Here is a 25,537-nt window from a genome sequence, read left to right as displayed (position 1 = left end):
ATGCGTAGAAATCAAATCGTAGCCTTGCCGACGCTTAGTCCGCAGGCTTTGGCGATGATTGCTTTATTCTTTGGTGTTGCCTGTTTCAGCGTTGGCAATGTGATTACGCGCTTTGCGGATGTGGGGCCAACGGCGTCTGCTTTTTATCGTTTGTTTTTTGCTATGCCGATGATGTGGGGGTGGGGGATGATCTTTTTTCATTCACCCGCTGGAACGCAACGCGCCACTGTATCGCAAGTTTCATGGCGCACACTTGCCCCTTATGGAATCGCTTGTGGTCTTTTCTTGGGCGGCGAAGTTGCCTTGTTACACCATGCCTATATCAAAGGCAGCGTGGGTGTTGCGATTTTTCTGAATAATTTTGCACCGTTGTTTGTGATCTTGGGGGCATGGGTGTTTTTAAAAGAACGTCCCAGTAAATATGCCCTGTTGTGTCTTGTCTGTGCGGCCCCCGGTGCCTTTTTCATGTCCGGTCTGGATCCGGTTAATGGGGTGGTTGCGATGGGGGAAGGCAGCATCGAAGCCTTGTTGTCTGCGGTGTGTTACGCCGGGTTTCTTTTGTGTGGAACGCGGATGCGCCGATATTGCAGTTCAAAAACGGTTGTGAATTGGACGAATGCAACGGCTATTTTGATGTTGGCTCCTTTGGCAATCTTTAATCAGGAAATCTTGATTGCGCAAAGTTGGGAAGGCTGGGCCGTATTGATCGCAATTGCGTTTGTATCGCAGGTCTTGGGGATGAACCTTTATATTCAGTCAATGGGTGTCTTATCATCGACCTTTGTTTCGTTTTTCTCGCTCTCTCAGCCGATTATGACGATGATCTTGGCGTGGTGGGTGTTGGGGGAAACGCTGACAGGCTTACAAATGATCGGCGCGCTCATCATCTTGTTGGCCTTGAGTGTCAACAATTTGGCCCCTAAAAAAGGTTGTGTAGATAATTAAAGACAGAAAAAATCCCCTTTTTCTTGATCACAATGGAACAAATCTATATTTGTGTGCAACTGTAATTGAAGTTTAACATTGACTGAGGATTGTTCGTAAAGATGACCCGCGCATTTGTTTTCCCCGGCCAAGGCTCTCAGGCCGTTGGTATGGGTAAGGAACTGGCTGATGCTTTTGCCGTTGCCCGTGACGTTTTCCAGGAAGTGGACGAGGCGCTGTCGCAGAACCTCTCCAGGATCATGTTTGAAGGCCCGGATGATGAACTGGTCCTGACGGAAAACGCACAACCGGCTTTGATGGCCGTTTCAATCGCGGTCGCCCGTGTGTTGGAAACAGAAGGCAATATCAAACTTGCAGATCATTGCGATATGGTCGCCGGGCATTCCTTGGGCGAATATTCTGCGCTGGCAGCAATGGGTGCTTTTTCATTGGCGGATACGGCGCGTTTGTTGAAAGTTCGCGGACGCGCCATGCAAGCGGCTGTTCCGGTTGGCGAAGGGGCGATGGCGGCGTGCCTTGGTCTGTCCCTTGAAGATGCGCAAGCTGTGGCTGACGAGGCGGCACAAGGTGAAGTTTGTACGGCTGCAAACGATAATGCCCCCGGTCAGGTTGTTTTGTCCGGTGCGAAGGCGGCGATTGAACGCGCGATTGAGATTGCAAAAGAAAAAGGCGCGAAACGGTCTGTTTTGTTGCCGGTATCTGCCCCATTCCATTGTGCATTGATGCAACCGGCGGCGGATGCGATGGCTGAAGCGTTGGCCGATGTTACGATCCATGCGCCGAGTGTTGCGGTCGTTGCCAATGTGGCGGCTGAAAAAGTGATCGACCCGGAAGAAATTCGCAAGTTGTTGGTTGAACAGGTTTGTGGTTCCGTTCGCTGGCGCGAAGGTGTTCTGTATATGAAAGAACAAGGCGTGGAACAATTGGTCGAACTGGGAACAGGTAAAGTTCTGTCCGGTTTGGCAAAACGTATTGACCGTTCCCTGTCCGGTGTGGCCGTCAACGGTCCGGCGGATATCGAAAGTTTCCTTGGGTCACTTTAATCTTAAAAGGGTAAGATAGATATTATGTTTGATTTGACAGGTAAATGTGCACTCATCACCGGCGCATCCGGCGGGATCGGTGCAGAGATTGCAAAAGCATTGCATGCACAGGGCGCAACCGTTGGCTTAACCGGGACACGCGTTGAAGCCTTGGAAAAAGTGGCGGCTGAAATCGGCAATGAACGCGTTCATATTCTGCCGTGTAATTTGTCTGATGACGAGGCACTGGCTGCCCTGCCCAAGCAGGCGGAAGAAGCAATGGGGTCTTTGGATGTTCTGGTCAATAACGCAGGTCTGACCCGTGATAATCTCGCCATGCGCATTAAAGATGATGATTGGGATGCGGTTTTGAATGTCAACCTGACGGCAGCGTTTAAATTGTCCAAGGCTGTGTTGCGTGGCATGATGAAAAAACGCTGGGGTCGTATTATCGGTATTACGTCGATTGTCGGTGTGACGGGCAACCCCGGTCAAACCAACTACGCTGCATCCAAGGCCGGTATGATCGGTTATTCCAAATCACTGGCTTACGAAGTCGGTTCACGTGGAATTACAGTCAACTGTGTCGCACCGGGCTATATCGCAACCGCGATGACGGACGAACTGTCTGAGGATGTCAAATCCGCTATGTTGACCAAAATTCCGGCGGGCCGTATGGGCAACCCGGAAGAGATTGCAGCAGGGGTTGTGTATCTGGCATCAAATGAAGCGCAGTACGTTACAGGTCAGACCTTGCATATCAATGGCGGCATGGCGATGATTTAAAGGGCACAAAGCCCTCACATTAGGGCTTTCGCCTTGTGAAAAATTGTGCTACCAAACCTCAATCCTAGCTATGTAAGCTGGGAACGAGATCAAACAAGTGAGGGGGATGTCCCGTTTGTGCTTTGGGGCGGACCTTTTGTATCAATACCGTTAAGGGAATTATTAAGATGAGCGATGTCGCAGAGCGCGTAAAGAAAATCGTAGTTGAACACCTCGGCGTAGAAGAAGCAAAAGTTACTGAAAACGCTAGCTTCATCGACGATCTGGGCGCTGACAGCCTCGACACTGTTGAGCTGGTTATGGCTTTTGAAGAAGAATTCGGCTGTGAAATTCCGGACGATGCTGCTGAAAAAATCTTGACTGTTAAGGATGCTATCGACTTCATCGAAGCAAACGCTTAATTCCTTAAGCCAAGTGTTATGAGATGTGAGCGTCGGCCCTTATTTTGTGGTCTGCGCTCATTCTTGTTTCTACGCCTAACATTTTCTGACGACCTCAAAGGATTTTGATCAGACATGAGACGTGTTGTCATTACAGGCCTGGGTATGGTGTCTCCGTTGGCAAACGGAGTGAAACCGACTTGGGAAAAACTTCTGAATGCCGAATCCGGCATTAATGTCATCGAATCATTCGATGTTTCCGATATTCCTGCAAAAATTGCCGGACAGGTTCCCCTTGGTGAAGGCGCAGGTCTGTTCAATTCCGAAGATTACGTATCCAAGAAAGAGCGCCGCCGTATGGACGATTTCATCGTTTATGGGTTGGCTGCGGCAACCGAAGCTGTTGAAGATGCCGGCATTCAAACGGATGACGAAGAAGAACTGTTCCGCACGGGTGTGATGATCGGTTCCGGGATTGGTGGTCTTCCTGAAATTTCCAAAGGTGCAGTGACGGTTGAAACCAACAGTGTGCGTCGTTTGTCACCTTTCTTTATTCCGGCTAGCCTGATCAATCTGGTGTCCGGTCATGTTTCTATTAAATACGGTTTTAAAGGCCCGAACCACGCGGTTGTAACAGCCTGTGCAACAGGTGCGCACGCGATTGGTGATGCGGCCCGTATTATTGCCCTTGATGATGCCGATGTTATGGTTGCCGGTGGTGCCGAAGCCGCATGTTGCCGTCTGGGTATGGCGGGTTTTGCCCAAGCCAAAGCCCTGTCCACATCTTATAACGACGACCCGACAGCAGGCTCTCGTCCGTGGGATGAAGGCCGCGATGGTTTTGTCATGGGTGAAGGTGCCGGTGTTGTCGTGTTGGAAGAATATGAACACGCCAAAAAACGCGGTGCGAAAATTTACGGCGAAGTAATCGGTTACGGGATGTCCGGCGATGCCTATCACATTACGGCACCGGCTGCGGATGGTAATGGAGGTTTCCGTGCGATGCAAGCGTCCATTAAACGCGCAGGCATCAATGTAGAAGATATTGATTATATCAACGCACACGGGACTTCCACACCGTTGGGTGATGAGATTGAACACGGCGCTGTGAAACGTCTGTTGGGCGAACATTATAAAAAGCCGTCCATGTCATCGACCAAATCTGCCATCGGTCACCTGTTGGGTGCTGCCGGTGCGGTCGAGGCGATTTTTTCGTTGCTGTCTATCCAGAACAACGTTGTTCCGCCGACTTTGAACCTGCACAATCCGTCTGAAGGGTGTGATATGGATCTGGTGCCGTTGCAGGCGAAAGAACGCGAAGTTAATGTGGCCTTGTCCAACTCCTTCGGGTTTGGTGGCACAAATGCTTCTTTGGTTTTCAAGTCTATTGACTAAGGTGCTGGATGAGCGACGCTGAAAAGCCTCAATCAAAAAGTAAAAAGAACGAGCCGAAATCTTCCTTCAAGAAGGTTTCGGCTTTTCTTGTTGGTTTAATCGTTGTTGTGGTCTTTGCGGGCAGCGGTTTTTCCTATTGGTTGGCGAAAAACTTTACCCGGTCCTGGGTGTTGACGCAGGAAAAAGTTGTGATTATTCCGCAAGGCAGTGGAGTTGCGACTATCGCACAACTTCTGGAAAAAGAAGGCGTGATCAACAATGCGTTGGTTTTTCGGATTGTCTTGCGCTTTAACCAACTGGATAAACAGCTGAAAGCAGGGGAATATCTTTTTCCGGCCCGTGTGACACCAAAACAGGTGACGCGCATTCTGGAAGAAGGCAAAACGGTTCTGCATCGGTTCACAGTTGCCGAAGGTTTGACATCGGTTGAGGTTGTCGCGCAGTTAAACGCACAAGACGGGCTGAACGGTCAAGTGACGCATATTCCGCCAGAAGGGAGTCTCCTGCCGGAAACGTACAGCTATCATCGCGGAATGGCACGTGCTGCCGTTCTGTCTCATATGCAAGAGACGATGATAAAAACATTGGATGAACTGTGGGAAAACCGTCAAGAAGGTTTGCCGTTTAAAACCAAGGAAGAAGCCTTGATTTTAGCCTCGATTGTAGAAAAAGAAACAGGGATTCGTGCGGAACGCGCTTTGGTTGCCGGCGTATTCATTAATCGTTTGAAAAAACGTATGCGCCTGCAAACGGACCCAACGGTAGTCTATGGGATTACGATGGGGCAGGAATCTTTGGGACGGCCTTTGTCGCGCAAGGATCTGAAAACGCCCACGCCTTATAATACCTATACGAATTATGGCTTACCACCGGGACCAATTTGTAATCCGGGGCGTGCTTCTATTGAGGCCGTGCTTAATCCAGGTCAGACCGATGCGCTTTATTTTGTGGCGGATGGTACAGGCGGGCATGCGTTTGCCAAAACCTTGGTCGAACATAATCGTAATGTTGCGCAATGGCGAAAAATTGAAAGAAGTCGTGACTGATTGCCAAACGTCAAGGTATTAGCCTGTTCAGGACTGTTATAGGATGGGCAGATAAAGGAGATTGTCGTTATGGAAACGCACCTTGGAAATATGCTCGTCCTGATCGGCGCTGCGATTATATTGACGTTTATGATTTATCGTTTCTATCGCAACGGCGTTTATACCCGTACAGGCATGATTATCGGCTGGATCGGTCTGTGGATACCGACACTGTTTATGCTTTATCATCTCAGCCCTAAATTTTAGAGACATTCTCTATCAGTTGTGCGTGTTGATGGCCTTGATTTGTTCACGAACGGCGATCATGCGCTTGCATTGGCAGGGTAGGTCGTAAGGGTCGTCAAAACAAAGGCATTTTTCGCTTTTCTGCGGGTTTTTACAAGCCGCGTAGATTTCATGCACATAACTGACCAGTGTGTCACCGATTGCAAAGTGATAGTCATTCATGGCAGCCCCCTTTTCCCCATAGGTCATTATAGGAGAAATAGCAGGAATTCATATTACCATAAGGTATTAGCGGCTTGTTTTTTTGGATAAGCGATTTTGGATAAGACCGTAAAAATACACTGGTAATTGCGATGGGTTGCGAAACAACCAACCTAAATGACGCTGGCATTGCGTACAGTGGGCAAGTTGCCATTTGTAATCGGGAAACCAGCTGAATTCAGCACTTTCATGGCCCGTAGTCGAGCATCCCGATGCGTCCTGAAAACAGCCGATGGTGAAAATGATCCCGGCGGGATTAAAAACCGTATGTTCATGGTCGCCTCTCATTACAATTCGCCAATTGCCAAACGTAATTAGATGCCCACAGGCTGCACAAAACAGTTTTTCTTTTTCTGTTTCAAGCTGATTTTCAAGGCAGGCCTTATGTTGAACATCCAAAGGCATCGTTATTCCTTTTTCGGCATAAACGTGCTGAGGCCTTCAACCAGCCAGAGTGGCAGACTGGCAAATAGACGAGTCGCAAGGGCCATTGGCCAGGGGAATGTTATAATGGCTTTGTTTTTATCAAGGCCGTGTCGGATCAGACGAGCCGCTTTATCCCCACTCATCAGCAGGGGCATTTTAAAGGTGTTTTGGCGTGTGATGCCACTTTCAACAAAGCCGGGGCAAATGACATTGACCTTTAACCCGTCTTTGCCATATCGCAGGCGCAAGGCTTCACCATAGGCTTTGACACAGACTTTGCTGGCACTATAGGCAGGTGAACTGGCAAGCCCGCGAAACCCGGCAAGGGAACTCATTACGGCGATTTGCCCGGTCCCACGTGCCACCATTGTCGGCAAAAGTGGTAAGATAGTGTTTAAGGTTCCCGCAAGATTGACAGCGAAAATATCGCGCGTGCTTTCTTCCCAATTGTCGGCATTGCCGGACCCGTTGGAAATACCGGCATTGGCAATGATTAAATCAATTTTGTGTACTGTGTCGGTTTTGAGTAACCAGTCGGTCATGGCGGCGCGGTCGCAGACGTCTATCAAGGCGGTGTGCACATGTGCGCCTTTATTCTCGCACAAGTGCGCAATTGTGTTTAACCGTTCGCGGTTGCGTCCGCTTAAGGAAAGACGATGGCCTTCTTGTGCGTATTCAAGAGCCAAAGCGGCGCCAATCCCGCTGGAAGCACCCGTAATCAGAATATGTTTCATAGACAATAGCTTATCAAGAAAGGTATAAGGTCTGTCAAATATTGAATCGAAGGAGACTAAGTTCGTGCCCATCAATTCCATGACCGGTTTCGCCCGCGCCAGTGCTCAATATGGCAATTATAACTGGACTTGGGAAGTGCGAAGCGTCAATTCCAAGGGGCTTGACGTGCGATTGCGCATTCCATCCGGCTTTGATGTCTTGGATTTACCGGCCCGCAAGGCGATTTCTCAACGTTTTAAACGCGGTAGTGTGGCGCTCAGCCTAAATATCTCGCATAATCAGGATCAAACGGGATATCGGATCAATCAGGATTTGCTCAACCAATTAATTGATGTGATGAAAACGGTTGAAGCCAAAGTTCCCGGTGTGAATGCGCCTTCGGTTGATGGTCTGATGGGATTGCGCGGGGTCATTGAAACAGTTGAAGACAGCGAAAGCGAAGCGGACCGTGAAGCTGCTTTTGGCAAAATGATGATTAGTCTGGAAGAAGCACTGGATGATCTTCTGGATAACCGTATAAGCGAAGGTGGACGTATGGAAAGCGTTCTGTACGGTCATATTGACGAAATTGAACAACTCTGCACCAAAGCCGAAGCATGTGCAGGCGCACAACCCGATGTCTTACGTAAACGCCTGGTGCGTCAGTTGAAAGATGTAATGGAAGATTTGCCCGATCTGGATGAAGAACGCATTGCGCAGGAAGCGGCGATCTTGATGACCAAAGCCGATGTGCGCGAGGAACTGGACCGCTTGCGTGCCCATATTGAAGGCGCACGTGAGCTGCTGACCAAAGGCAGCCCTTGCGGGCGCAAACTTGATTTCCTCTGCCAGGAATTTAACCGCGAAGCCAACACCCTCTGTTCCAAGGCACAGGATGTGGACCTGACACGCATTGGATTGGACTTCAAAGCAACAATTGATCAGTTCCGTGAGCAGGTACAGAATATAGAGTGATCGTTCATGGTGGGTCACGGAGTTTTATAAATATATATAAAACAATGATTTAACTAAATTTCACCTGTTCATTCTGTTTCATCGTTTGTCACCATGTTTCGATAAAGTGGTGACAAGATCGGTGACAAAATATCGTATCGCCATTATAATATCTATTCTTGTCACCAATTTTGAATAGGTGTTGTCATGGCGATGCAGATCACCGCAGCGAAAATCAAATCTCTTTCAAAGTCTGGAAAGCCCGGAAGACATGCGGCGGGGGCAGGTCTCTACTTTCGTATCAGCAGTGTCGGCACCTCAAGCTGGATCGTTCGCTACACCGTTTTTGGTAAACGCCGTGAGATGACCCTTGGCAACTATCCTGCAATGTCGTTAGCGGACGCCTATGCTCGTGCCGCACAGATCAAAGAAGATTGCAAGAATGATGTTGACCCCTTAGCTGAACGGCATCGGGCTGAAATCGGCACATTCAACACGGTGGACGATCTGGCGAAAGATTGGCTGGAAGACTGCGCAAGACGCTTAAAACATCCTAAAATCCCAGAGAGAGTATATAACAAGGAAATTAAGCCTCTCATCGGCAGTCTCTCCCTCAGCCAAGTAACGCCCCGCGACATTCGCGCCGTTCTCAATAAAATCGCCAAAAGTGACAGACCAAGCATTGCAAATGATGCCTTGATGTATTGCAAACAACTTTTCCGCCACGGCATTAAACTTGACCTGCTCACCCACAACCCGGCTGAGCCTTTCAGCGTCAATGATGCAGGTGGTCTTGAGAAAAGCCGTAGTCGTGCCCTCAGTTTGGATGAACTCAAATCCGTCTTCGCCACATTCCGCGAAAACTCTGTGCAGTTCACCCGCGAAAACTATCTGGCAACCGCACTATTGCTTTGTCTTGGTGTGCGTAAAGGCGAACTTATCGCAGCCAAATGGGAGGAATTCGATCTTCAGAACAAACTTTGGAAAATCCCGGAAGCGCGCAGCAAAACAGAAGCCGCGATCACCATTCCGCTGGCGGACCCTGTGATTAAGTGGCTTGAAGAATTAAAGGTCCGTTCTTTCGGCTCTGAATATGTCTTTCCCAACCGCCGAACAACCAAAAGCGCACAGCATATCAGCCACGACACCCTCAATGCCGCCATTCAAAAGCTGTTCAAAGAAGGTAAGTTGTCCGTCGATCATTTCACCGTCCACGATCTACGACGGACCTTCCGCAGCCTACTGGCAAGCGAAGGCATCCCCGGCCACATCGCGGAACGGTGCTTAAACCATAAGCTAAAAGGGGTTGAGGGTATTTATGACCGTTACAACTATCTGGATGAACGTAGAGAAGCGTTAATGCGGATTAGTACAAAGTTGGAGGGAGTTGTTAAGTAGAGGGGTTGAAATTTATATAATGTTCTCTTTTGTTTTTGGCATCATTATATCCAAGTGCACCTAAAAACGGACAATAATTATATTACTGATAAAGACTATCTCATATTTCTTATTTTTCGTTCTTCCTCACGGAAGATTACGTTGTATTGGCTGATTAAATCACTTTGATGCTCTATTAGAATGCGGGCATTTTCTTTTCTGCTGTGATTGATGCTGTTTCGCAGAGCATCAATTGACTGATAGATAGTATCTTCTTTATCCGAAATCGGTTGAGACCAATCATTTCGTTTTGAAATATGTTTTTCTTTGTTTGCTCGTATAGCAATATTCTGAAGCGCTGAAAGAGTCGTAACAATTTTTAGGTTAATTTTATCAAGTTGTTCATCGCGCTCTTTATCGTCTAGTATTAGAATTGTTGATGTTATTTCCATATTTATATCTTCTAAAGCATCTAAATGTTTACGAAATGGATTTTGGATGCTGTCTTGGAAATGACTTACTTCAAGGTCTTCTTCCCTGAGTATTTTAGCAACTTTGTTTGTTCTGATTTGATTATATAAATTCCAACCAAGGCTTACAATAATAGCCAAGGCCGCTAAAATGGTCTTCAAATCCCAAAAGGCATCTTTGACCTGTTCGTCTTTGGGTGTGCTGTCACCTAAAGCAAATTCGGGATAGAAAAAAAAGAAAGCGCAAATAAGTATTACGCTTGAGGGTTTGATGATTCCCAACGCTCAATCCCGTGTAATACTTGTTTTAATACCAATGGTGTAGAATCAAATTTATATTTCTGTAAGAATGCTTCTTTGCCTCCAAGTGACTTTAAGCTATTAGAGAACATACCTAGGAAAAAAGAAGATGAGACAGCGTAAACATGTTCTGGAATAACAATTGTTACATTCTCTTCTTGAGTGTCAATGGAGTCTAAGCTGAAATTATCGCGAGCATTCTCTCCGCGCTCTTTGCCTGCAAGATTGTGAACCTTGCCATCATTTGTCATTGCTTCGAGGTTAATCATTTTCATCGCTAGCCGTTTTAGATAAATAGTCACTATCCAAATAAAAACGTAATGAGATTACGGTGCCTGGAATTTTTTGCTTGGTCGAGAAGACATAGTTATAATCTGGAGGAAAATCAAGAGAATTTGAAGGATTAAAGAATTGTGACCTTATTCCATCTTTATTTTGATGCATTGAATTATAGTTATCTTTTAGAAGAATGCAGGTGTTTCCTGAAATAATGCTGATGCTAGGGCTGAAGCATTTATGGTTGGTGCTCCCTAAATCATTTACCAGTTCAATTACATCCATGAAGCCTACGCCACCCTTACTTTTACTTTGCGTAAAACGTGAAATGCCATCTTGTAAAGCAAAAACCGTTGAAAGAGTTTCCTCAGAAAAGCTATTCTTATGTTTCTGAATATAGGTATTTAACCTTTTTAAGGTCTCGTTTGTCTCTGCTCTGGAAATCGATTCCGCAATTGTCATTCCGGTACTTACAAATGCGATGTGACAAGCATAGGTATCAATCTCTACATCAGCGATATGCCCAGACCTTCTGGCCATAAATCCTGCGACAACCCAATTTCCGTCACGATCTTGGCTACTATGTCTTTCTGCGTTATTAAGGATTTCCGTAACAATATTATTAACGCGATATTTCCCCTCACCTGAGAGCTCTAATGGTTTTTTTAATGCTCCGAGCCAGTCATCTATAGTTTCTACAAGGTCGTCAGAAACCTTGCTAAAAGTAGGTGCGTTTATTACAGAGTTTTGATTAAAAGATGTACCTTGCTTTCTTCTTTCTCGTAGACGGAAGCTCCACACATCAACGTTGTCATTATCAGCCGCTAAAGAAATATCCATATATTGTGCAAGACCGACTGCATCAAAAACCTTTTGAACCGGAGGAGCCATTTTGCCGCCTGTCATAAAAGGTGCTAGGTGCTGTTTCATCATTCCCCAAAGAACGTACGGACCGATGTCTTTGATAAGTTCATCGTCAAAATGAACAGAAGCAGAGAGTAAATAACTTTCTGATTTTACGATTTCAGCAAGAGCTTCTAATGTTTTGGTAGGATTATCGATAAAGGAAAAATTCTTTAGTGTAAATTCCTTAGAAGACTTCCGCTTTGGAATTGATCGCCATCGCTTGGTTCTTTCAGGATAAAGGTGGTCCAGCAGACTGGATTCCTTTTTCTGCCACACTAAATATCGTTTTGGAACAATTTCTTGGACTTGCCCGCTGGGAATTCTGAAATAGCAAAAGGTACGTCTGAATTTATTTTTATATTTCCCTCCATAGTGTCGATTTTTTTTACTTCGTGATAAGAAGTTTTTTTTCAAACGCCTAAGGTTGAGTTTATCCAAGTTTTGGATTTCATAGGGGGATATTTTTGATATTTTAGAAGGCCAAAATTTGTTTAAATTGCTTTTTGCGAGTTTTATATTGTTTGTCATGTCGCTTTCTTTAAATTGTATTTGGCTAATTAATCATATTTATTTATTCAGGTAAAGTGCATACGGACAAAAAGTGGTAGAGCGCTATCTTGTTATAACCATTCCTTCAAATTTAGGCTGAGTTTTAGTTAAGCCGTTAAATCGGCTATTGGCAAATAAGGTAATACGTTCTGACTTATAGGTGACCTTTTGGGAGAAAAAGGTGTGCCAATTTTATGATTTGATCTGGAAGGCGTGTGCAAGTATGTGTATTTACAACTTGCCAGAAATTTCAATCCATGACCTGATGTATCGTTTCAGCCGACAAGGTGATTGATGTGAAAACATCTTGCTTAACGCTTGAGTTTATCACTACCTGGCGGATGACTAATCTTCAAATGCCTGATGTAACATATACCCCTGAACATTAGTCGGGCTACCAGTTAATATCCCCTGTGTTCCCAAGTGGAAATCGGTCATATTACTTATCGGGTCCGTCACGCGATGACTTGTAAGATGTGATACTGCTCTTGATTGTCCGGGATGGACCGTGGTGTCTGTATCTGAAGATAGAATACTGGAGGGAGCATTCCATCCAAGATCAGGATTAAGTGAGTGGTTTCCTTGTTCTGATAGTTCGTTCAACCAATCAAGCTTGGGCATGGGGATGAACACTGATGCTAAGATTAAAATAACGGGCAAAATAAAAAGGTAACCGTTCAAAAGACTGGGGAGCAATAAAGCGATCCCTGCAAAAAACACACTCAATTTGATCGCGCGTTTTTTACGTCGATGGGCTTTATGTTCTTTCAAAAGGGTCTGTGCCAGTACATTGATTGCTGGAAAATCATCTGGCTGGGCGTGTGCGGCCCTGTCTCTGCGTCCGACACGGACGGCCTGTGCTTTAAAATTATGGATCGTAAAGCGATAATTGCCTTCTGTGCCCGTGGTTTTGTAATAATTCAGGTTCCGGGCAGCATTTGCGCCAATGCGTCTGGCATGATCTTTAAGAAGTTGTTTTGCGCTGTCCGGAGATTCTTGGGAACTGCCATGAACTTCCCAAGCTCCAGCATCAATAATTTCCCAACTCTTGAATTTATTGGATTTGGAAAACAGAAAGTCATCCGGCATTCTATATGTGTTAACGGTTTCTTTAGCTAAAACTGTGCAGTTTTTTGCTCGATAACCCTTTTGTGTCAAAATAGCTTCAAAATGAACTGGATGCCCTTCCAAGGAGTTGTCGGAAAGACAATTTAGTAAATCACGATAATGAAAAAAATAGGATTGACCGTCATCGCCGTGGATGAAACCATATTTTTTTTCAGCCATGTATGCGTGAATGATCCCGTCTTTCTTTTTGATGTCTGGTGTAGCATTGGGGGCAGACGAGTAGGAACGTAATGCCAGATAGGCTTTCTTTGCTTCCTGTTTGAAAGCTTTGAAATCTGAAAATTCTATATCCCTTTCATGCATCGTCTTATTGCGAATATCTGCAATTTTTCGAATGCGTAAGACCAGTTCCTTGGGTAGTTCACGCTGGACACTGGAAAGTTTGCTATGAAGCCCTTTTCCTTGCGCACCAAATTTGCGATCTAAGACCTTCTCAAATTCCCTTGAGATTTTCCAAATATCATTAAATTGCTCCACTTTATCCCCCGTATTGTATTCGTCTTGCGGCGCGCTTGGGTTGTATGTTGGATTTTCACCACTTATCCATAAGGTGTCAAATATAAATAAAAAAGCAATTTAAAGATTAAGTTCTCAGTTAATTGGTTGTCCGCAACGGACAACAGAAATACTCCCACAGTCCGTAGTGGACAACGCAACAATATCAATAACTTAATAGACAATTAAGTGCTGTTTTGCTATAGTCACTCCATCACATTCAGACAGAGTTTTATTCATGCGCCATCCGTTTAATCGGTTTTCGCAAACAGGATGACTCGTTCTGATTTTAGGCCACCATTGGGGATAGAAAGATGAATAGTGAAGATCGTCAGCTTTATGAGCTGATCCGGCAGACGTGTGAGGATCATGCGCGTTTACAGCTTGCCAAGAAGCTTCAGTCCATGTTGCCCATCCATGATCGGTGCAGTTTGGTATCGCTTATTGGGACGCCGAATGACCTGTCCAACTTGGATGCTCTCCAGACTTGGATCAAAGAGGTCATGGATTACGCACCGAAAAGCAGTCTGGAATTGACGCTGGATCACTGGTTTCAACGGTTACTCCATGATTTGATGTACCGTCTCAGCCAGCGAGGTGAGAGCCATGCGTGAATGGGATATCGTCGCCAATGGCCCTGTGATCGGGCAGTACAAGGATTTCCTCATCTATGAATGGGTCGAAAGCCGCAACGGCACCCGCTTTGATTACATTGGTGTGATTGATTTGGAGGCTGATGATCCTGTCTCCGTGACAATTGACGATATTATCTATGCGAGCGGTATTCATTATCGCCATTTTAAGGAGGTTGGAGGGGGCTTTGGCGATTTTAAGCACCCTGTGGAACAGCAGGTATGACAAGCGCAACCCTTGGATCGTTTTTGGCGTTTTTCGTCATTCTTGCTAGCACGCTCGATCGTCCAAGTCAGACATCAGATGCTTGGCGATGCTTCTTTGATCGTCTGATCCAGACAACGTCACTGGTACTTACGGGCGCAGTGGCGAACATCATTGGCGATCTTGTCAACAATTTGCGATAGGAGGCTCTCATGTCCCATGCTCAAGAATATCTGCTCATCATCGCTGTTTTCATCATTGGCAGCATTGTCTTGTCCATCCTGAACAAAATTTGCCATGGTCGTTTGCGTCTAAAGAAAAATCATCCTTTAAATCTAACATCGGCAAAATATCAGCAAGACTATGTAAACGGTTTGAGCGGAATTATCACAGGTCCGGCAAGTCTGTTGAGTAATGAAATTTATAGAAGTTTGAATGAAGATTAAATAGCTCACCCATGTCTTCCTTTTGGAATGCCGATACTGTTTTGAAGACCCCACCCACTCTCTCTGGAAAACCAAAAAACAGGGCCTTTTTCTTAATATTAATTATTTGACAGAAAGGGGGTTTCTGTCAAATAAGGGGAGCACCTTTGTCCAAAATGGCTGAAAACTGCCGTTCCAAAAGCAGAGAATTATGGGGAATATTCTCAGTAAATTTTAGCTTTACATGCCATTAAAATATGATCTGCAATTCCCTGAATTTTGTCGGCAGGAAAGAGAAAATGGCACTGGCAACGGATTTGAAAGAAGGGCTATTTGCATTCTGAGGTTGGCATTTCATACAAGGAATGCCAACCAATTGTGAAGCACCATTTAATGAATATATCTTTTATTTTTCAGATAACTTTGACGATAGATGTCTGCATAAAAAAGCGCTAATTGATTATAGATAATATTCGTTTCAATGGTCCCACATTTGGACGGACAAAATTTATTTTGCTGGTTAAGGCCAAATAAAAGATCGGCAAGCCCTCTGTAGGTTCTTTCTAAAGGCTCAGCATAGTATTGCAAAAAATCATCATCGTTCTCATAAAGCGGACGAGCAACTTTATATATCTTTTTCAGCAAACAGTTAGCCGACAATTCGTGCCCTTGATTCATGGTGTCGACATTTGGTGAATTTCTATGTTCTTCAGAGACGGCCCAACACGCATCGATAACAGCTTGAACTTCAGCCTCAGTTTTTTTGTGTTCTGACGATGGTTCATCGTTTGCCGCAGCAACAGGCCCAGTAATAACCAACAACGCAAATAATACTGAAAACAACGCTTTTGTCAGAAACGACATAATGACCTACCTACGAGAGCAAATAAATTTATCCTACTCTGTCATATGAATAGGCCAGAGTGAATATTTTTAAACACCCAAGCTAGAGAAACAGCCCACCCATGTCCTTCCTTTTGGAATTCTGAGGTTATTTTGAATACCCCACCCACTCTCTCTGGGTTTGTCGTAAAAAGCCCTTGCTGGTCCTAATATTATTTATGGGACCGAATGGGGGGCTCAGTCCCATAAGGAAAAAATGAACTTTAACCCCTTAAAATCAAAAAATTGAGGAGGGACAGTCCCGTAATTTATGGGACTGAATGGGGTATCTGGTCCCATAAAGCGCAAAAAATGACATTTCCTTTTAGTTCCAGAACACTTCTGAATAGGACGGATAACGAAAATATTTAACCTACAACGGGGCGATATAACGCCCGTTTAGGAAGCGACAACCAACGACAGGGTGATAGAGTTTTTCTCGATGAATCCAATGCTCATTCCCATACCCCTGAACTGGTGCATAGATTTTAACCATATCTCCATTCAGGGCGACAATCGGACCGCAATTTGTTTCCACTCCAACTTTGAATGACTTTCGATAAGTTGAAGCAAAGGTTTTTATCCGCTCAATACGTTTTTGTTCTTCTAGACGCTGTTGTTTCCGTTGGCGTTCTTTCTCTGCAGCTTCTGCTTGCCGTCTAGCCTCGGCTTCCAATTCTTTTGTTAAGGCAACATCACGTAATTGTATCGCCTGATTCACAAGCAAGTCAGGATCATAATTTTGATAGCGGTTTATAAAATTTGTATAATCAGTTGAAGTTTTGGCCTCATTAAATGTGCGACGATAATCTCTTCTTTTTTTGATTTTCGCCAACTCAATCTCTTGTTGATCTTTGACTTTTTCAAGTCTGTGCATTTCATCGTTTATAAAAGAAAACAGATTTGCTTCTTCAACGGCCTTTAAAATTTTCTCTTTATCCAAAGCTTGATGAGAACCGACAGCAGTTCCCCAAGAAAAAGGAATGGCAATTACATTTTTTGCCAATGACATTGTCAGGTTTGTATCTGTGAATTGGCTGGAACAGGGCGAATAAACCTTGTCATCATCTGAAAAATAATCACAGTTGAAGGTCATTGAGTTAAAATGTGTCAATTTTTCAAAATAAGGCTGAACATACTTAAAGTTTTCACTGACAAAAAGAACCTCTTGTCCCTTCTTTTGCCATTTTACCTTATGTGCCTCTCGTCGGGCTGATAAAGCCGTCCAACGCCCACTGTTGCTTTCAAGCAGGACAAAATAGCCCTTTCCAAGTCGACTGTTTTCTTTCAAACCGATCTCAACAAAGCCTGAATTTCCCGCTGAACTCTGCATTTCAAATTTCTCTGGCTTCGTGGTCGTGCATCCAGTCAACACAATCAACGCCAATAACACCCCAACCCTCATGACCTCGCCTCCTTATGAATTTTCCGTCAGTTATTTAAACTATACATGAAGTTATGTTCAACAATTTAATGTTGATGTGATGGTCATTTCTTCAAGTGGAGTCGATGCTTTGCCTATCGTCGTACAAGGACAGGGCAATGAAAGAATTTATCGGCACATTGATACGCACCGCACGTAAAAACAAGGCCATGACGCAAGAAGCATTGGCGGGGCAGATTGAGTTGAGCGTTCAGGCGATCTCTAACCTTGAGCGTGGCGAAACCTTGCCCACAATTGAGACCCTGTCCAAGTTGTCGCAAACATTGGACATCCCGGTGCAGAGCTTTTTTCAAGGGAATGCGCTTAGCACCCCTAAACGCAGCAAAATGGAAGCTGAATTTGTGGCTGAGATGCAGAAATTGGACGACAACAGCTTGGCAATTGCATTGAAGCAAATCCGAGCCTTGTCTGGTTAACCTGTTCAGTGTTTGTCGTTTGCCGCCCTGAGGATGGGCAACCCACCAAAATTTAGCATAAAGATGTGTCGTTTGACGTTATTTTTGGGAGATAGTCTTACGCGGACGAGAGTTAAGCCATTCTAGTACTTCATGTTCAAAATAACCGCTGGAGTTACTGCCCAACTCTACAGGTGCTGGAAATTCCCCACTTTGAACTTTACGCCATAGTGTTGAGCGTGAGAATTGCACGATCTTTAAAACATCAGTTGTTCGCATAATTTTTTTCATTGGTTCTCTCTGATCCTTGTCTTCCTATTTCGATCATATCAATGCAGGAATTAAGACCGCGCCCCATCCAGATGAGGTTTAAAGCAAGAAAAACGGGAGATGAAAAATCAGGTGGATTCTGAGTTTGCTTGGAATTAAGTTGGGGTTACACTTTTGAACCAGAGCGAATGAAAAGCTCAGCTAAATAAAATTGTTAGCTTTTTCAAAGTGGTGACAAAAATGGTGACTGTTTTGGCTTTTGAAACAGGTTTAACCTATTTAACTATTTGATTTTATTGAATTAAAAAATTTTAGCCTATGAAAAGGTACAGAATATTGAATAGTCTTGTGGTGTGAAAAAAGGGAACGAGAGATGAGTCATTCTATAGATCAATCTATAGCACGTCGCGGGCTGATGTTGGTTTTAACAGCGCCAAGTGGTTGCGGGAAAAGTACGATCACGCAAGCGCTTATGAAGGATGATCCGTCCATTGCGGTTTCCGTTTCTGCCACGACCCGCAGCCCCCGTCCCGGTGAAGAAGACGGGGTGCATTATTTCTTTATGGAAGAGGGGCGTTTTAAAGAAAAAGTGAATAATCAGGAGTTTCTGGAATGGGCGGAAGTTTTTGGTCGATTCTATGGAACGCCGAAAGAACCGGTTGAACAAGCCTTAAGTGCGGGTAAGGATGTTTTCTTTGATATTGATTGGCAAGGGGCAGAACAACTCCAGAACAATGCCCCGGATGATCTGGTATGGATTTGTATCCTGCCGCCAAGTCAGCAATCACTTGAAGATCGTTTGCGGGCACGGGCCCAGGATAGTGAGGATACGATTGCCAAACGCATGGCAGAAGCGGAAAGCGAAGCCAGCCATTGGGTTGATGCCGATTATGTGGTGGTGAATGACGATCTGGATAAAGCCACCCAACAGGTTCAGGCGATTTTACAGGCTGAACGTTTAAAGCGGGTTCGCCGTACGGGACTGGCTGATTTTGTAGCGACCCTGTGACCACCTTTTTTTAATTGGTAAAATTGAGGGGTGTTGCGGCTTGAATATAGTGCGGCTTTGCCTCTGCCCTAAATCCATTGTGGATTGCACTATGTTGGGCAGCATTGGCTTTCGCTTTGTCTTTAAAGGGGCCAAGGGCGAGGGAATATCTTAGAGTCTTTGCGGGATTGTTGTCCCGTTTCCAATGGATTAATTGCAGGTTTGGGTATTCTTTCTGTGCATTCACTCCTTTAATTGAGAGAATGCGCAAGATGTTTTCCCGCTCTGCTATAATATCGCTTAGCTCGGCAGACGTGCCGGCAATGACCCAATACATATCGTGTATGGCTTGATTGGTGTTGGATATGTCATCGGATTGATCTTTGATATCAAGGGCAAGTTCTGCTTGGCGGAGACGTTCGCGGATATATTCCTGTGTCTGGTGAGTGACTTCTTTGGCAACTTCGGTTCCGATGATTTCATTGACTTGTGGACTGATAAGCGATTTTTCAACTTGTGACATAATACTGTTGAAGCCGAGAAAACCAGCCACAACAATGATCAAGGTCACGGGTAAGGCGAGACGTTGAAATCTCGCGAGAACGGCATCTTGTAAGCGGTCTGTATAGATACGAAACTGCGCTTCTTCAATTTTAAGCAAGGCTTGTTTCAGATGTTCATTTTCTTCTTTTAAAGACGGATCGGGTGTTTGAGATTGGGGCGTCATTTTTAAGCCTGCCTGCCATAATGAAGAAGTGCAAATTTTAATTTAAACTGTTTTATAAATTTATATTCTAATTAAAATTGTATTTCTACAGGTAAAAAAGGCACCTTTTTGTGGAAGGTGCCTTTTTTTGAAACCATATAAAAAAGGTGCTTACTGCATTTTCTTCATATTGTGTTTCATGTTGCCGTTCGACGCACCCATAGCACCAGCGGCTTTGACCATGACCTCAACGTTGATTTCACCGGCTTTTTCAAAGACCAGTGTCAGCGGGAAGGATGTACCTTCCTTCAAACCTTCGTTCAGACCCATGAACATGATGTGATCGCCGCCCGGTTGTAACATTGTCATACCGTTGTTGACGGCAACGCTTTCAACCTGACGCATTTTCATCACGCCGTTATCGTGGATATGTGTATGTAGTTCGACTTTTTTGGAAATATTTGCTTTCGCAGAAACCAGTTTGTCAGCTTCCCCGGTATTTTTGATGGTCAGGAATGCAGCACCTGCACGGGCCATACCGGCTGAGGCACGTGCCCAGACGTTCTCAACAGAAATGTCACCGGCAAATGACGGCGTGCTCAACCCCAAAACAATCGCGGCAGCCAAGGCAAAACGTTTCATCATAGTCAATACTCCAATGTATAAGATTGCCACCTCTTATGCGCTGCATTAGGGCACTAAAAGATTGAAATGTCAACGAATTGGAACAGCTATTGGCTGGGTTTGTCCGCTTGATTTTTTGATCACACGAGAACCGTTAAAGTGAAGGTCTGAATATCTGCCGTAATGCGGCAATGGACGCAGGAGAGCATCGATCCCTGTGCCCGGTTTTAGCGCAATAATCAGGTAGGGCAGACCGTTTGCCAGTTTGGCAGCGCGGATTTGAGCGGTTATGTCCGGTGTGTCCGGTTCATCATTGGGGGGAAGGCGCAGGTCTTGTAATGTATCTGAGATGTCTTGATCTTCCCCCACGAGAATAAACGTTTTTTGCAGACTGGGTTTGTCTGAAATTTCAAAGGTGCCTTCAAGGAGTCGGTTCATCAATTGTTGTGCGACTGTGGGATGTTGCGCAAGTTTGCCCAACAGGGAAACCTCGACCTGATCACTGAGCATAATATCGCGTAAAATAGGCGGCGCCTCGTTTGGTCCCAGTCGGCGCAAGATATGGAAATCCGGGTCGAGGCTAATGGCATTTGGTCGATGTGGGACTTTTATTTTTGAATGAGAAAGACGCGAATTTGCGATTAAATGGTTTTGAAGTAAATCATCCCCGGTGCCGATGCTGACGGGGACAATGGTTTTAAAGATCGGATTGGTTTGCAAGATGGTGGCATCAATTTCCCAGCCATCTTCCCCCAAACGTTTTGCGCGTGCCGACAGGCTGGTGAAATGCGGTGCACCGGAAGATTGGGTCCATTGCTGGAAAAAGGAGGTGAGATCGGCCTGACTAACAGTCTCGAAACTGGTCTGGATATCTGTCCAAGTTGCTGACTTAAAGGCAAAACTCATCCAGAAATGACGAATGCCGGCAAAAAATTGTCGATCACCGAGGGTCTGTCGCAGCATATGAAAAATAAAGGCAACTTTATGATAACCAATAACTTGTGAGGCCGCACCGTGTTTGGAGACAAAGGTTGTGACGGGTTTGTCTTGATCAAGGGGCAGGGCATTATAATCGCGCAACCAACTGAGGCGCATATCACGGGCTTTGGTGGGGCTGGACAGTTCCGCCGTCATATAATCTGCCATGTATGTGGTTAAACCCTCGGCCCAATTGCCGTTGGCATAATCGGGGAAAACACCGTTACCCCAGTAATTATGCAAAATCTCATGGCCGAGCGAGCTTTCCATAATAAAAGGCAGATGCAAGACGCGTTGCCCCATATAGGTCAAACCGGAAAAGCCGTATCCGGCGGATATAGGGGCGGCGATAATGTGAAATTGTGAAAAAGGGAAGGGGCCGATCTGGTTTTGAAAGCGTGTGATGTATTTTGCACTGCGTTGCAGATAGGGTTGGCTGAGGTTTTCCATTCCCTCATAGAAATAAGTGCGCAGCGTTACGGGGCCTTGTTGCAATTGGCTGATTTTATAGGGTCCGGCAAATAAAGGAATGCCTTCGCTGGGCTGTTCCATTTGAAAGCGGGCACTATATTGATCCATTGTGATTTTTTCGTCACTGATTTTGCCGGGTAAAATGGTGGTGACGGGCGAGGTGACAGAGACATCAAATGTCAAAAAATCATCTGTTTGGGGATACCATTTGCTCGGAAGGTAAATGTCCGTTCCCCTGATAAAGGCCCCACCGCGCCAATCTTCAGGCGTATGATCTGTAGGGAATATCCAGTCATAAGAAAAGGTTTCGTTGGCTTTAGGGCGCGTCCCGTCCGGCAGTTGTACGGCCTTATTGGCGTGGCCTTGTACATTTAATAAACGTTTTCCCAGATCAACTTGAACGCTTAACGTAACATGCGTTTCAGCCCGTGCACCGACAACGAAAATAAAAAGGGTTAGCAGTGTGATGCAAAGACTGAGAAGTTTCCTCATTCTGCGTCATTCCAGTTGGGGAATTTGGCGATAATATCCATTGGCTGAGCATTGCGTTCAATTTCAAGGGGCAGCCATGTGCCGGGTGCTTGGCGTTGGATGATTTTGATTAATTGAGCCGTGTCTTCGACCAATTGCCCGGCCGCACTTAAGATAATGTCGTCTTTTTCCAGACCTGCGTCTTCGGCGATGCTTTCTTCGACAACCTGTTCAACGATAACGCCTGTTTTATTTTCGGCCTTTGCAATCCGGATACCCAGTATGGGGCGTTGGGTTGTCGGCTTTTCTTCCATAGCTTCCAAGCCGAAAATAGCATCTGCGTAACTGGGGCTAAGGTCGTTGCAATCCCATCCCAATGTCCAGGGCAGCAGGACGGTTGAGTCTAGCCCCAACCCTTGTAATTGATAGGGGACACCATAACGGTCCGCAAGGTGCCCACTGCCCATAACACCGATGACCAGCGGGTTTCCGCCTATTTTCTGCACACGGGCGAGTTCTTGTGCCATTGCACCGTCCCACGTGATTTGTGCTTCGACGAAACGTTGGAAGCGGGCTTCTGATTTTTGATCATCCTTTTTTTCGTCATCTGCCACATGAGGGTGTTTGCCAAATACTTTTTTAAGTTCACTCATATAATCCGGATGGGCTTTACGAGGAGGCGATACGCCTTCTTTCCGGTCTTCTTCAACACCGTCCCAACCCTTTTGCGAGATGGCACCAATGAGATCCATATCCACGTTCAAGGCCACAATGGGCAGGCGGTTCATACGGGCAAAACGAAACAGAGGCATGTATAGGTCAGGGTCGAATTTCCAGACCTCGTCCCAGTCGGTTTTTTGCAGAAACTCATCTTCGCTCAATTCCCCACGGATCCACGCATCCAGAACGGGTTGCAAACGTCGCGGGAACATTTCAAAACCGATAACGATGTTGGGGTTGTGGGCATAAAGCTGGGTAATGGTTTGCAGTTGCCAACGATGGTGCACCGCATCAGGATGCTGTTCGCCCAACAGGACCACTTGTTGTTTTGCGGCTTTTTTCAGAAGCGCTTGATTATCCAGTGGCAAACGTGTGGCCGGTGCAATCCATTGTGCGCGTTGAATGCAGCTTAAGTCTTGTTCTATATCCGTTGCTGGTGGTTGTGTATCCCCCATTGCATTTACAGTGGAGGCGAAAAGCAAGAAGGCGCTGGTGTAGAACAATGTTTTTTTTATCGACATCTCAAGGCACTCATATGTGTTCGCGTTATATTTGGACAGTAGTTTGTGACAATGCCTAAATTATGGCGAGGTTATTGCGGTTTAAGTTCGCTTGGATTGGGAATTTCACCGGCGATAATGCGCCATGCTTTTTTATTGAAAGAGGACAGCTGTAATTTCAACGCGGCCTGCAAGGCTTCCTGCGGTGTTGTCGCGGGAAGTTTATCTTGCAATGTATTTTCCTTGAATTGTTCAAGGGAGACCGCATCCATTATCACTTGTTCTTCCGCTTGATTGAACAGCGCGGTTGCCGAAAGAAATTCTTCATACCCGGTGGCAATATCAGGCAGGTTCAAGGTGATTTGATAGATTGGCTTTTGACCCAAATCCGGTGGGACTTCGGACATGAAGACCAAGGCACTGAAATCGAATTGATCATTGTCCATTGTGCAATTGAATGTGACTTGATAATCGGCAGAGACAAAGATTGTCTCTTCTTCGATCGCACGCCCTTCAAAAGTCAGGCTATAGTCACAAACGCCTTTGTTGTCGGCGGACAGGTCGATGTTTGACGTAATCGGTTCTTTTAAGGAGGCATCAATCATCGGGGTCAGGGATGAGGCATAGATATATCCCAGATTATTGCCTTTTTTACTGATCGCCAGCCATTGTGTTCCCTTCACCCGGCCTTTTACCGTAACAATATCACTACTTGGCAGTTGTACAACTTTTTCCCCGGTGCTGGCGGGGATATCGCGAACGTTGACATTATTTTTGATGACAAGATAAGGACCAGTATGACCTTCCAATGTTGAGGCATCGAACATCGGTGCGGCCAAAGCGTGCGTGGCAATGGTCATTGCAAAGGTGGTTGCGATTGCCAGCCCCTTGAGCGATTGATATTTCACTCTTGTACTCCATCCCCTTATAAGCGTTGTTGGCATAATAGCGGAATGTGTTTTGTTATACAATGCGATGAAGCCTCGACATTTATTCACGTTTGCGTCATAAGGCCTCAACTGCATGGAGAAAAGATCAATGGCTGTTGTCGAACTGGCTGAATTTGCCGCTGCCTTGAAACAATATGATCGTTTGATGGGGCTGGACCTCGGCACAAAAACCATTGGCGTGGCTTTGTCCGATGTAATGCGGATGGTCGCAACACCGCTGGAAACCTTGCCTAAATCCAAGTTTTCAAAAGATGTCATCAATCTCAAGGCGATTATTGCCAAAGAGGAAGTCAACGCCCTTGTCTTGGGTTTGCCACGTGAAATGGACGGCACCCTTGGCAAGCGGGCACAGGCAACTAAGGCATTTGCGTCAAATCTGGCGCGCGAAATTGACTTACCGATTTTGTTGTGGGACGAACGATTGTCCACTGTTGCGGTTGAACGGATGTTGATCGACGAAGCAGACATGACACGTAAACGCCGATCCGAAGTTGTTGATCGTGCGGCGGCGGCTTTTATCTTGCAAGGGGTTCTGGACGCATTGGGACATCAATATGGCTGATCATTCTATTCGACTTGACGATAAACTGGATGCTTATGTGCGCTGTGTCGGCATGCGCGAAAGTGAACCTTTAAGAAAACTGCGTGAACATTCCAAAAAGACATTGGTGAATGCACAGTTGGCGATTATGCCGGAAGAAGCCGGTTTTCTGGATTTGCTGGTGCGCCTGTGCGGTGCCAAGCGGATCGTTGAAATTGGCGTTTATGCAGGCTATTCCACCTTGGCCCTTGCTCAGGCTTTGCCCGAAGATGGCTATCTGGTGGCCTTGGAACGTGATGAACGTTTCCCCCCTGTTGGTCGTCCGTTTTGGGAAGAAGCCGGTGTTGCAGATAAAATTGATTTACGTTTGTGCGATGCCAATGAAGGGATTGAAAAAGTCCTGCAGGAAAATGGACCGGACAGTTTTGATTTTGCCTTTATCGATGCAGATAAAGCCAGTTACATGAATTATTATGAAAAATCACTGCAACTTGTGAAACCGGGCGGTGTGATCTGCGTTGATAATGTTTTGTGGTATGGGCGGGTTGTTGATGAAAAGGACAAAACCCATCAAACAGAAGCCATCCGCGCCATCAATGAACATATCGTTGCCGATGATCGGGTCGATATGTCCATGTTGACGTTGGGCGATGGCTTGACGGTTGTGCGTAAACGCTAGT

General features: G+C 45.6%; 31 protein-coding genes. 16 read left to right on the top strand and 15 right to left on the bottom strand.

Annotation, left to right across the window (positions count from 1 at the left end; translation table 11 throughout):
- The 7 genes from IEW74_RS04650 to IEW74_RS04620 all read left to right on the top strand — a co-directional run bounded on the left by IEW74_RS04650 (window position 1) and on the right by IEW74_RS04620 (window position 5,820).
- Window positions 1-945 carry a DMT family transporter gene (locus tag IEW74_RS04650; protein WP_188662139.1) on the top strand — a complete coding sequence of 315 codons (945 nt, stop codon included), beginning with the start codon at window positions 1-3 and terminating at the stop codon, window positions 943-945.
- A 101-nt stretch (window positions 946-1,046) separates the two neighbouring features.
- Window positions 1,047-1,988: an ACP S-malonyltransferase gene (fabD, locus tag IEW74_RS04645; protein WP_188662137.1), complete on the top strand. Its 942-nt coding sequence runs from the start codon at window positions 1,047-1,049 to the stop codon at window positions 1,986-1,988.
- A gap of 24 nt (window positions 1,989-2,012) precedes the next feature.
- A complete protein-coding gene (gene fabG / locus IEW74_RS04640; RefSeq protein ID WP_188662135.1) occupies window positions 2,013-2,753 on the top strand; it encodes a 3-oxoacyl-[acyl-carrier-protein] reductase in 741 nt (246 codons plus the stop codon).
- A gap of 167 nt (window positions 2,754-2,920) precedes the next feature.
- Window positions 2,921-3,154 (top strand): acyl carrier protein, encoded by a 234-nt coding sequence (locus tag IEW74_RS04635; RefSeq protein ID WP_188662133.1) that lies wholly within the window; start codon window positions 2,921-2,923, stop codon window positions 3,152-3,154.
- 114 nt (window positions 3,155-3,268) lie between these two features.
- The gene (gene fabF / locus IEW74_RS04630) at window positions 3,269-4,528 is read left to right on the top strand and encodes a beta-ketoacyl-ACP synthase II (RefSeq protein ID WP_188662132.1); all 1,260 of its coding nucleotides are present in this window, start codon (window positions 3,269-3,271) and stop codon (window positions 4,526-4,528) included.
- 8 nt (window positions 4,529-4,536) lie between these two features.
- On the top strand, window positions 4,537-5,574 hold the full coding sequence (mltG, locus tag IEW74_RS04625) for an endolytic transglycosylase MltG (protein ID WP_188662130.1): 1,038 nt from the start codon (window positions 4,537-4,539) through the stop codon (window positions 5,572-5,574).
- Between the two features lie 69 nt (window positions 5,575-5,643).
- Window positions 5,644-5,820 carry a hypothetical protein gene (locus IEW74_RS04620; RefSeq protein ID WP_188662120.1) on the top strand — a complete coding sequence of 59 codons (177 nt, stop codon included), beginning with the start codon at window positions 5,644-5,646 and terminating at the stop codon, window positions 5,818-5,820.
- Window positions 5,821-5,832: 12 nt separating this feature from the next.
- Here IEW74_RS04620 and IEW74_RS04615 read toward each other — a convergent pair whose 3' ends face one another.
- The 3 genes from IEW74_RS04615 to IEW74_RS04605 all read right to left on the bottom strand — a co-directional run bounded on the left by IEW74_RS04615 (window position 5,833) and on the right by IEW74_RS04605 (window position 7,220).
- The gene (locus IEW74_RS04615) at window positions 5,833-6,021 is read right to left on the bottom strand and encodes a hypothetical protein (protein WP_188662118.1); all 189 of its coding nucleotides are present in this window, start codon (window positions 6,019-6,021) and stop codon (window positions 5,833-5,835) included.
- A 66-nt stretch (window positions 6,022-6,087) separates the two neighbouring features.
- A complete protein-coding gene (locus IEW74_RS04610; RefSeq protein WP_188662116.1) occupies window positions 6,088-6,465 on the bottom strand; it encodes a cereblon family protein in 378 nt (125 codons plus the stop codon).
- 2 nt (window positions 6,466-6,467) lie between these two features.
- Window positions 6,468-7,220, bottom strand: coding sequence for an SDR family NAD(P)-dependent oxidoreductase (locus IEW74_RS04605; protein ID WP_229734238.1), 753 nt, complete (start codon window positions 7,218-7,220; stop codon window positions 6,468-6,470).
- 64 nt (window positions 7,221-7,284) lie between these two features.
- Between IEW74_RS04605 and IEW74_RS04600 the strand changes: the two genes are divergently transcribed.
- Both IEW74_RS04600 and IEW74_RS04595 read left to right on the top strand, forming a co-directional pair.
- Window positions 7,285-8,175, top strand: coding sequence for a YicC/YloC family endoribonuclease (locus tag IEW74_RS04600; protein ID WP_229734237.1), 891 nt, complete (start codon window positions 7,285-7,287; stop codon window positions 8,173-8,175).
- 186 nt (window positions 8,176-8,361) lie between these two features.
- Entirely contained in the window at window positions 8,362-9,552 is a 1,191-nt protein-coding gene (locus IEW74_RS04595; RefSeq protein ID WP_188662112.1) for a tyrosine-type recombinase/integrase, read from the top strand.
- Between the two features lie 95 nt (window positions 9,553-9,647).
- On the opposite strand, the gene IEW74_RS04590 is transcribed toward IEW74_RS04595, so the two are convergent.
- The 4 genes from IEW74_RS04590 to IEW74_RS04575 form a co-directional block, all read right to left on the bottom strand.
- Window positions 9,648-10,283, bottom strand: coding sequence for a hypothetical protein (locus IEW74_RS04590; protein ID WP_188662110.1), 636 nt, complete (start codon window positions 10,281-10,283; stop codon window positions 9,648-9,650).
- Window positions 10,256-10,570: a hypothetical protein gene (locus IEW74_RS04585; protein ID WP_188662108.1), complete on the bottom strand. Its 315-nt coding sequence runs from the start codon at window positions 10,568-10,570 to the stop codon at window positions 10,256-10,258. The genes IEW74_RS04590 and IEW74_RS04585 overlap by 28 nt, the downstream gene beginning before the upstream one ends.
- Window positions 10,563-12,011, bottom strand: coding sequence for a hypothetical protein (locus IEW74_RS04580; RefSeq protein ID WP_188662106.1), 1,449 nt, complete (start codon window positions 12,009-12,011; stop codon window positions 10,563-10,565). The genes IEW74_RS04585 and IEW74_RS04580 overlap by 8 nt, the downstream gene beginning before the upstream one ends.
- 366 nt (window positions 12,012-12,377) lie before the next feature.
- The gene (locus IEW74_RS04575; RefSeq protein WP_188662104.1) at window positions 12,378-13,637 is read right to left on the bottom strand and encodes a cold-shock protein; all 1,260 of its coding nucleotides are present in this window, start codon (window positions 13,635-13,637) and stop codon (window positions 12,378-12,380) included.
- A gap of 332 nt (window positions 13,638-13,969) precedes the next feature.
- Between IEW74_RS04575 and IEW74_RS04570 the strand changes: the two genes are divergently transcribed.
- The 3 genes from IEW74_RS04570 to IEW74_RS04560 all read left to right on the top strand — a co-directional run bounded on the left by IEW74_RS04570 (window position 13,970) and on the right by IEW74_RS04560 (window position 14,938).
- Window positions 13,970-14,269, top strand: coding sequence for a hypothetical protein (locus IEW74_RS04570; RefSeq protein WP_188662102.1), 300 nt, complete (start codon window positions 13,970-13,972; stop codon window positions 14,267-14,269).
- Complete coding sequence (locus IEW74_RS04565) at window positions 14,262-14,513, top strand: hypothetical protein (protein WP_188662100.1); 252 nt, start codon at window positions 14,262-14,264, stop codon at window positions 14,511-14,513. The genes IEW74_RS04570 and IEW74_RS04565 overlap by 8 nt, the downstream gene beginning before the upstream one ends.
- A 191-nt stretch (window positions 14,514-14,704) precedes the next feature.
- On the top strand, window positions 14,705-14,938 hold the full coding sequence (locus IEW74_RS04560) for a hypothetical protein (protein ID WP_188662098.1): 234 nt from the start codon (window positions 14,705-14,707) through the stop codon (window positions 14,936-14,938).
- A 369-nt stretch (window positions 14,939-15,307) separates the two neighbouring features.
- Here IEW74_RS04560 and IEW74_RS04555 read toward each other — a convergent pair whose 3' ends face one another.
- Window positions 15,308-15,781, bottom strand: a complete 474-nt coding sequence (locus tag IEW74_RS04555; protein ID WP_188662096.1) for a hypothetical protein — start codon at window positions 15,779-15,781, stop codon at window positions 15,308-15,310.
- A 391-nt stretch (window positions 15,782-16,172) separates the two neighbouring features.
- A complete protein-coding gene (locus IEW74_RS04550; RefSeq protein ID WP_188662094.1) occupies window positions 16,173-17,204 on the bottom strand; it encodes a hypothetical protein in 1,032 nt (343 codons plus the stop codon).
- Between the two features lie 137 nt (window positions 17,205-17,341).
- Between IEW74_RS04550 and IEW74_RS04545 the strand changes: the two genes are divergently transcribed.
- The gene (locus IEW74_RS04545; RefSeq protein ID WP_188662092.1) at window positions 17,342-17,659 is read left to right on the top strand and encodes a helix-turn-helix transcriptional regulator; all 318 of its coding nucleotides are present in this window, start codon (window positions 17,342-17,344) and stop codon (window positions 17,657-17,659) included.
- Window positions 17,660-17,737: 78 nt separating this feature from the next.
- Here the strand turns inward: IEW74_RS04545 and IEW74_RS17580 are convergent, their stop codons facing one another.
- Window positions 17,738-17,917, bottom strand: a complete 180-nt coding sequence (locus tag IEW74_RS17580; protein ID WP_373283781.1) for a helix-turn-helix transcriptional regulator — start codon at window positions 17,915-17,917, stop codon at window positions 17,738-17,740.
- Between the two features lie 364 nt (window positions 17,918-18,281).
- Between IEW74_RS17580 and gmk the strand changes: the two genes are divergently transcribed.
- Window positions 18,282-18,917: a guanylate kinase gene (gene gmk / locus IEW74_RS04535; protein ID WP_188662087.1), complete on the top strand. Its 636-nt coding sequence runs from the start codon at window positions 18,282-18,284 to the stop codon at window positions 18,915-18,917.
- A 10-nt stretch (window positions 18,918-18,927) separates the two neighbouring features.
- Here gmk and IEW74_RS04530 read toward each other — a convergent pair whose 3' ends face one another.
- The 5 genes from IEW74_RS04530 to IEW74_RS04510 form a co-directional block, all read right to left on the bottom strand.
- Window positions 18,928-19,623, bottom strand: coding sequence for a hypothetical protein (locus tag IEW74_RS04530; protein WP_188662085.1), 696 nt, complete (start codon window positions 19,621-19,623; stop codon window positions 18,928-18,930).
- Window positions 19,624-19,773: 150 nt separating this feature from the next.
- Window positions 19,774-20,247, bottom strand: a complete 474-nt coding sequence (locus IEW74_RS04525) for a copper chaperone PCu(A)C (protein WP_188662083.1) — start codon at window positions 20,245-20,247, stop codon at window positions 19,774-19,776.
- Between the two features lie 69 nt (window positions 20,248-20,316).
- Window positions 20,317-22,167, bottom strand: a complete 1,851-nt coding sequence (locus tag IEW74_RS04520; RefSeq protein ID WP_188662081.1) for a M1 family metallopeptidase — start codon at window positions 22,165-22,167, stop codon at window positions 20,317-20,319.
- Window positions 22,164-23,387: a ChaN family lipoprotein gene (locus IEW74_RS04515; RefSeq protein WP_188662079.1), complete on the bottom strand. Its 1,224-nt coding sequence runs from the start codon at window positions 23,385-23,387 to the stop codon at window positions 22,164-22,166. The genes IEW74_RS04520 and IEW74_RS04515 overlap by 4 nt, the downstream gene beginning before the upstream one ends.
- Window positions 23,388-23,458: 71 nt before the next feature.
- Entirely contained in the window at window positions 23,459-24,274 is an 816-nt protein-coding gene (locus tag IEW74_RS04510; protein WP_188662077.1) for an SH3 domain-containing protein, read from the bottom strand.
- Window positions 24,275-24,404: 130 nt separating this feature from the next.
- Here IEW74_RS04510 and ruvX point away from each other — a divergent pair, with 130 nt between their 5' ends.
- Together ruvX and IEW74_RS04500 are read left to right on the top strand one after the other, a co-directional pair.
- Window positions 24,405-24,878: a Holliday junction resolvase RuvX gene (gene ruvX / locus IEW74_RS04505; RefSeq protein ID WP_188662075.1), complete on the top strand. Its 474-nt coding sequence runs from the start codon at window positions 24,405-24,407 to the stop codon at window positions 24,876-24,878.
- The gene (locus IEW74_RS04500) at window positions 24,871-25,536 is read left to right on the top strand and encodes an O-methyltransferase (protein ID WP_188662073.1); all 666 of its coding nucleotides are present in this window, start codon (window positions 24,871-24,873) and stop codon (window positions 25,534-25,536) included. The genes ruvX and IEW74_RS04500 overlap by 8 nt, the downstream gene beginning before the upstream one ends.
- The last annotated feature ends 1 nt before the right edge of the window (window position 25,537 follow it).

This window comes from Terasakiella brassicae (genome assembly GCF_014641495.1).
In the GTDB taxonomy this organism is placed as follows: Bacteria; Pseudomonadota; Alphaproteobacteria; order Rhodospirillales; family Terasakiellaceae; genus Terasakiella; species Terasakiella brassicae.
Note: the sequence above shows the minus strand (reverse complement) of the source record. Positions and strands in the feature narration are given on the sequence as shown.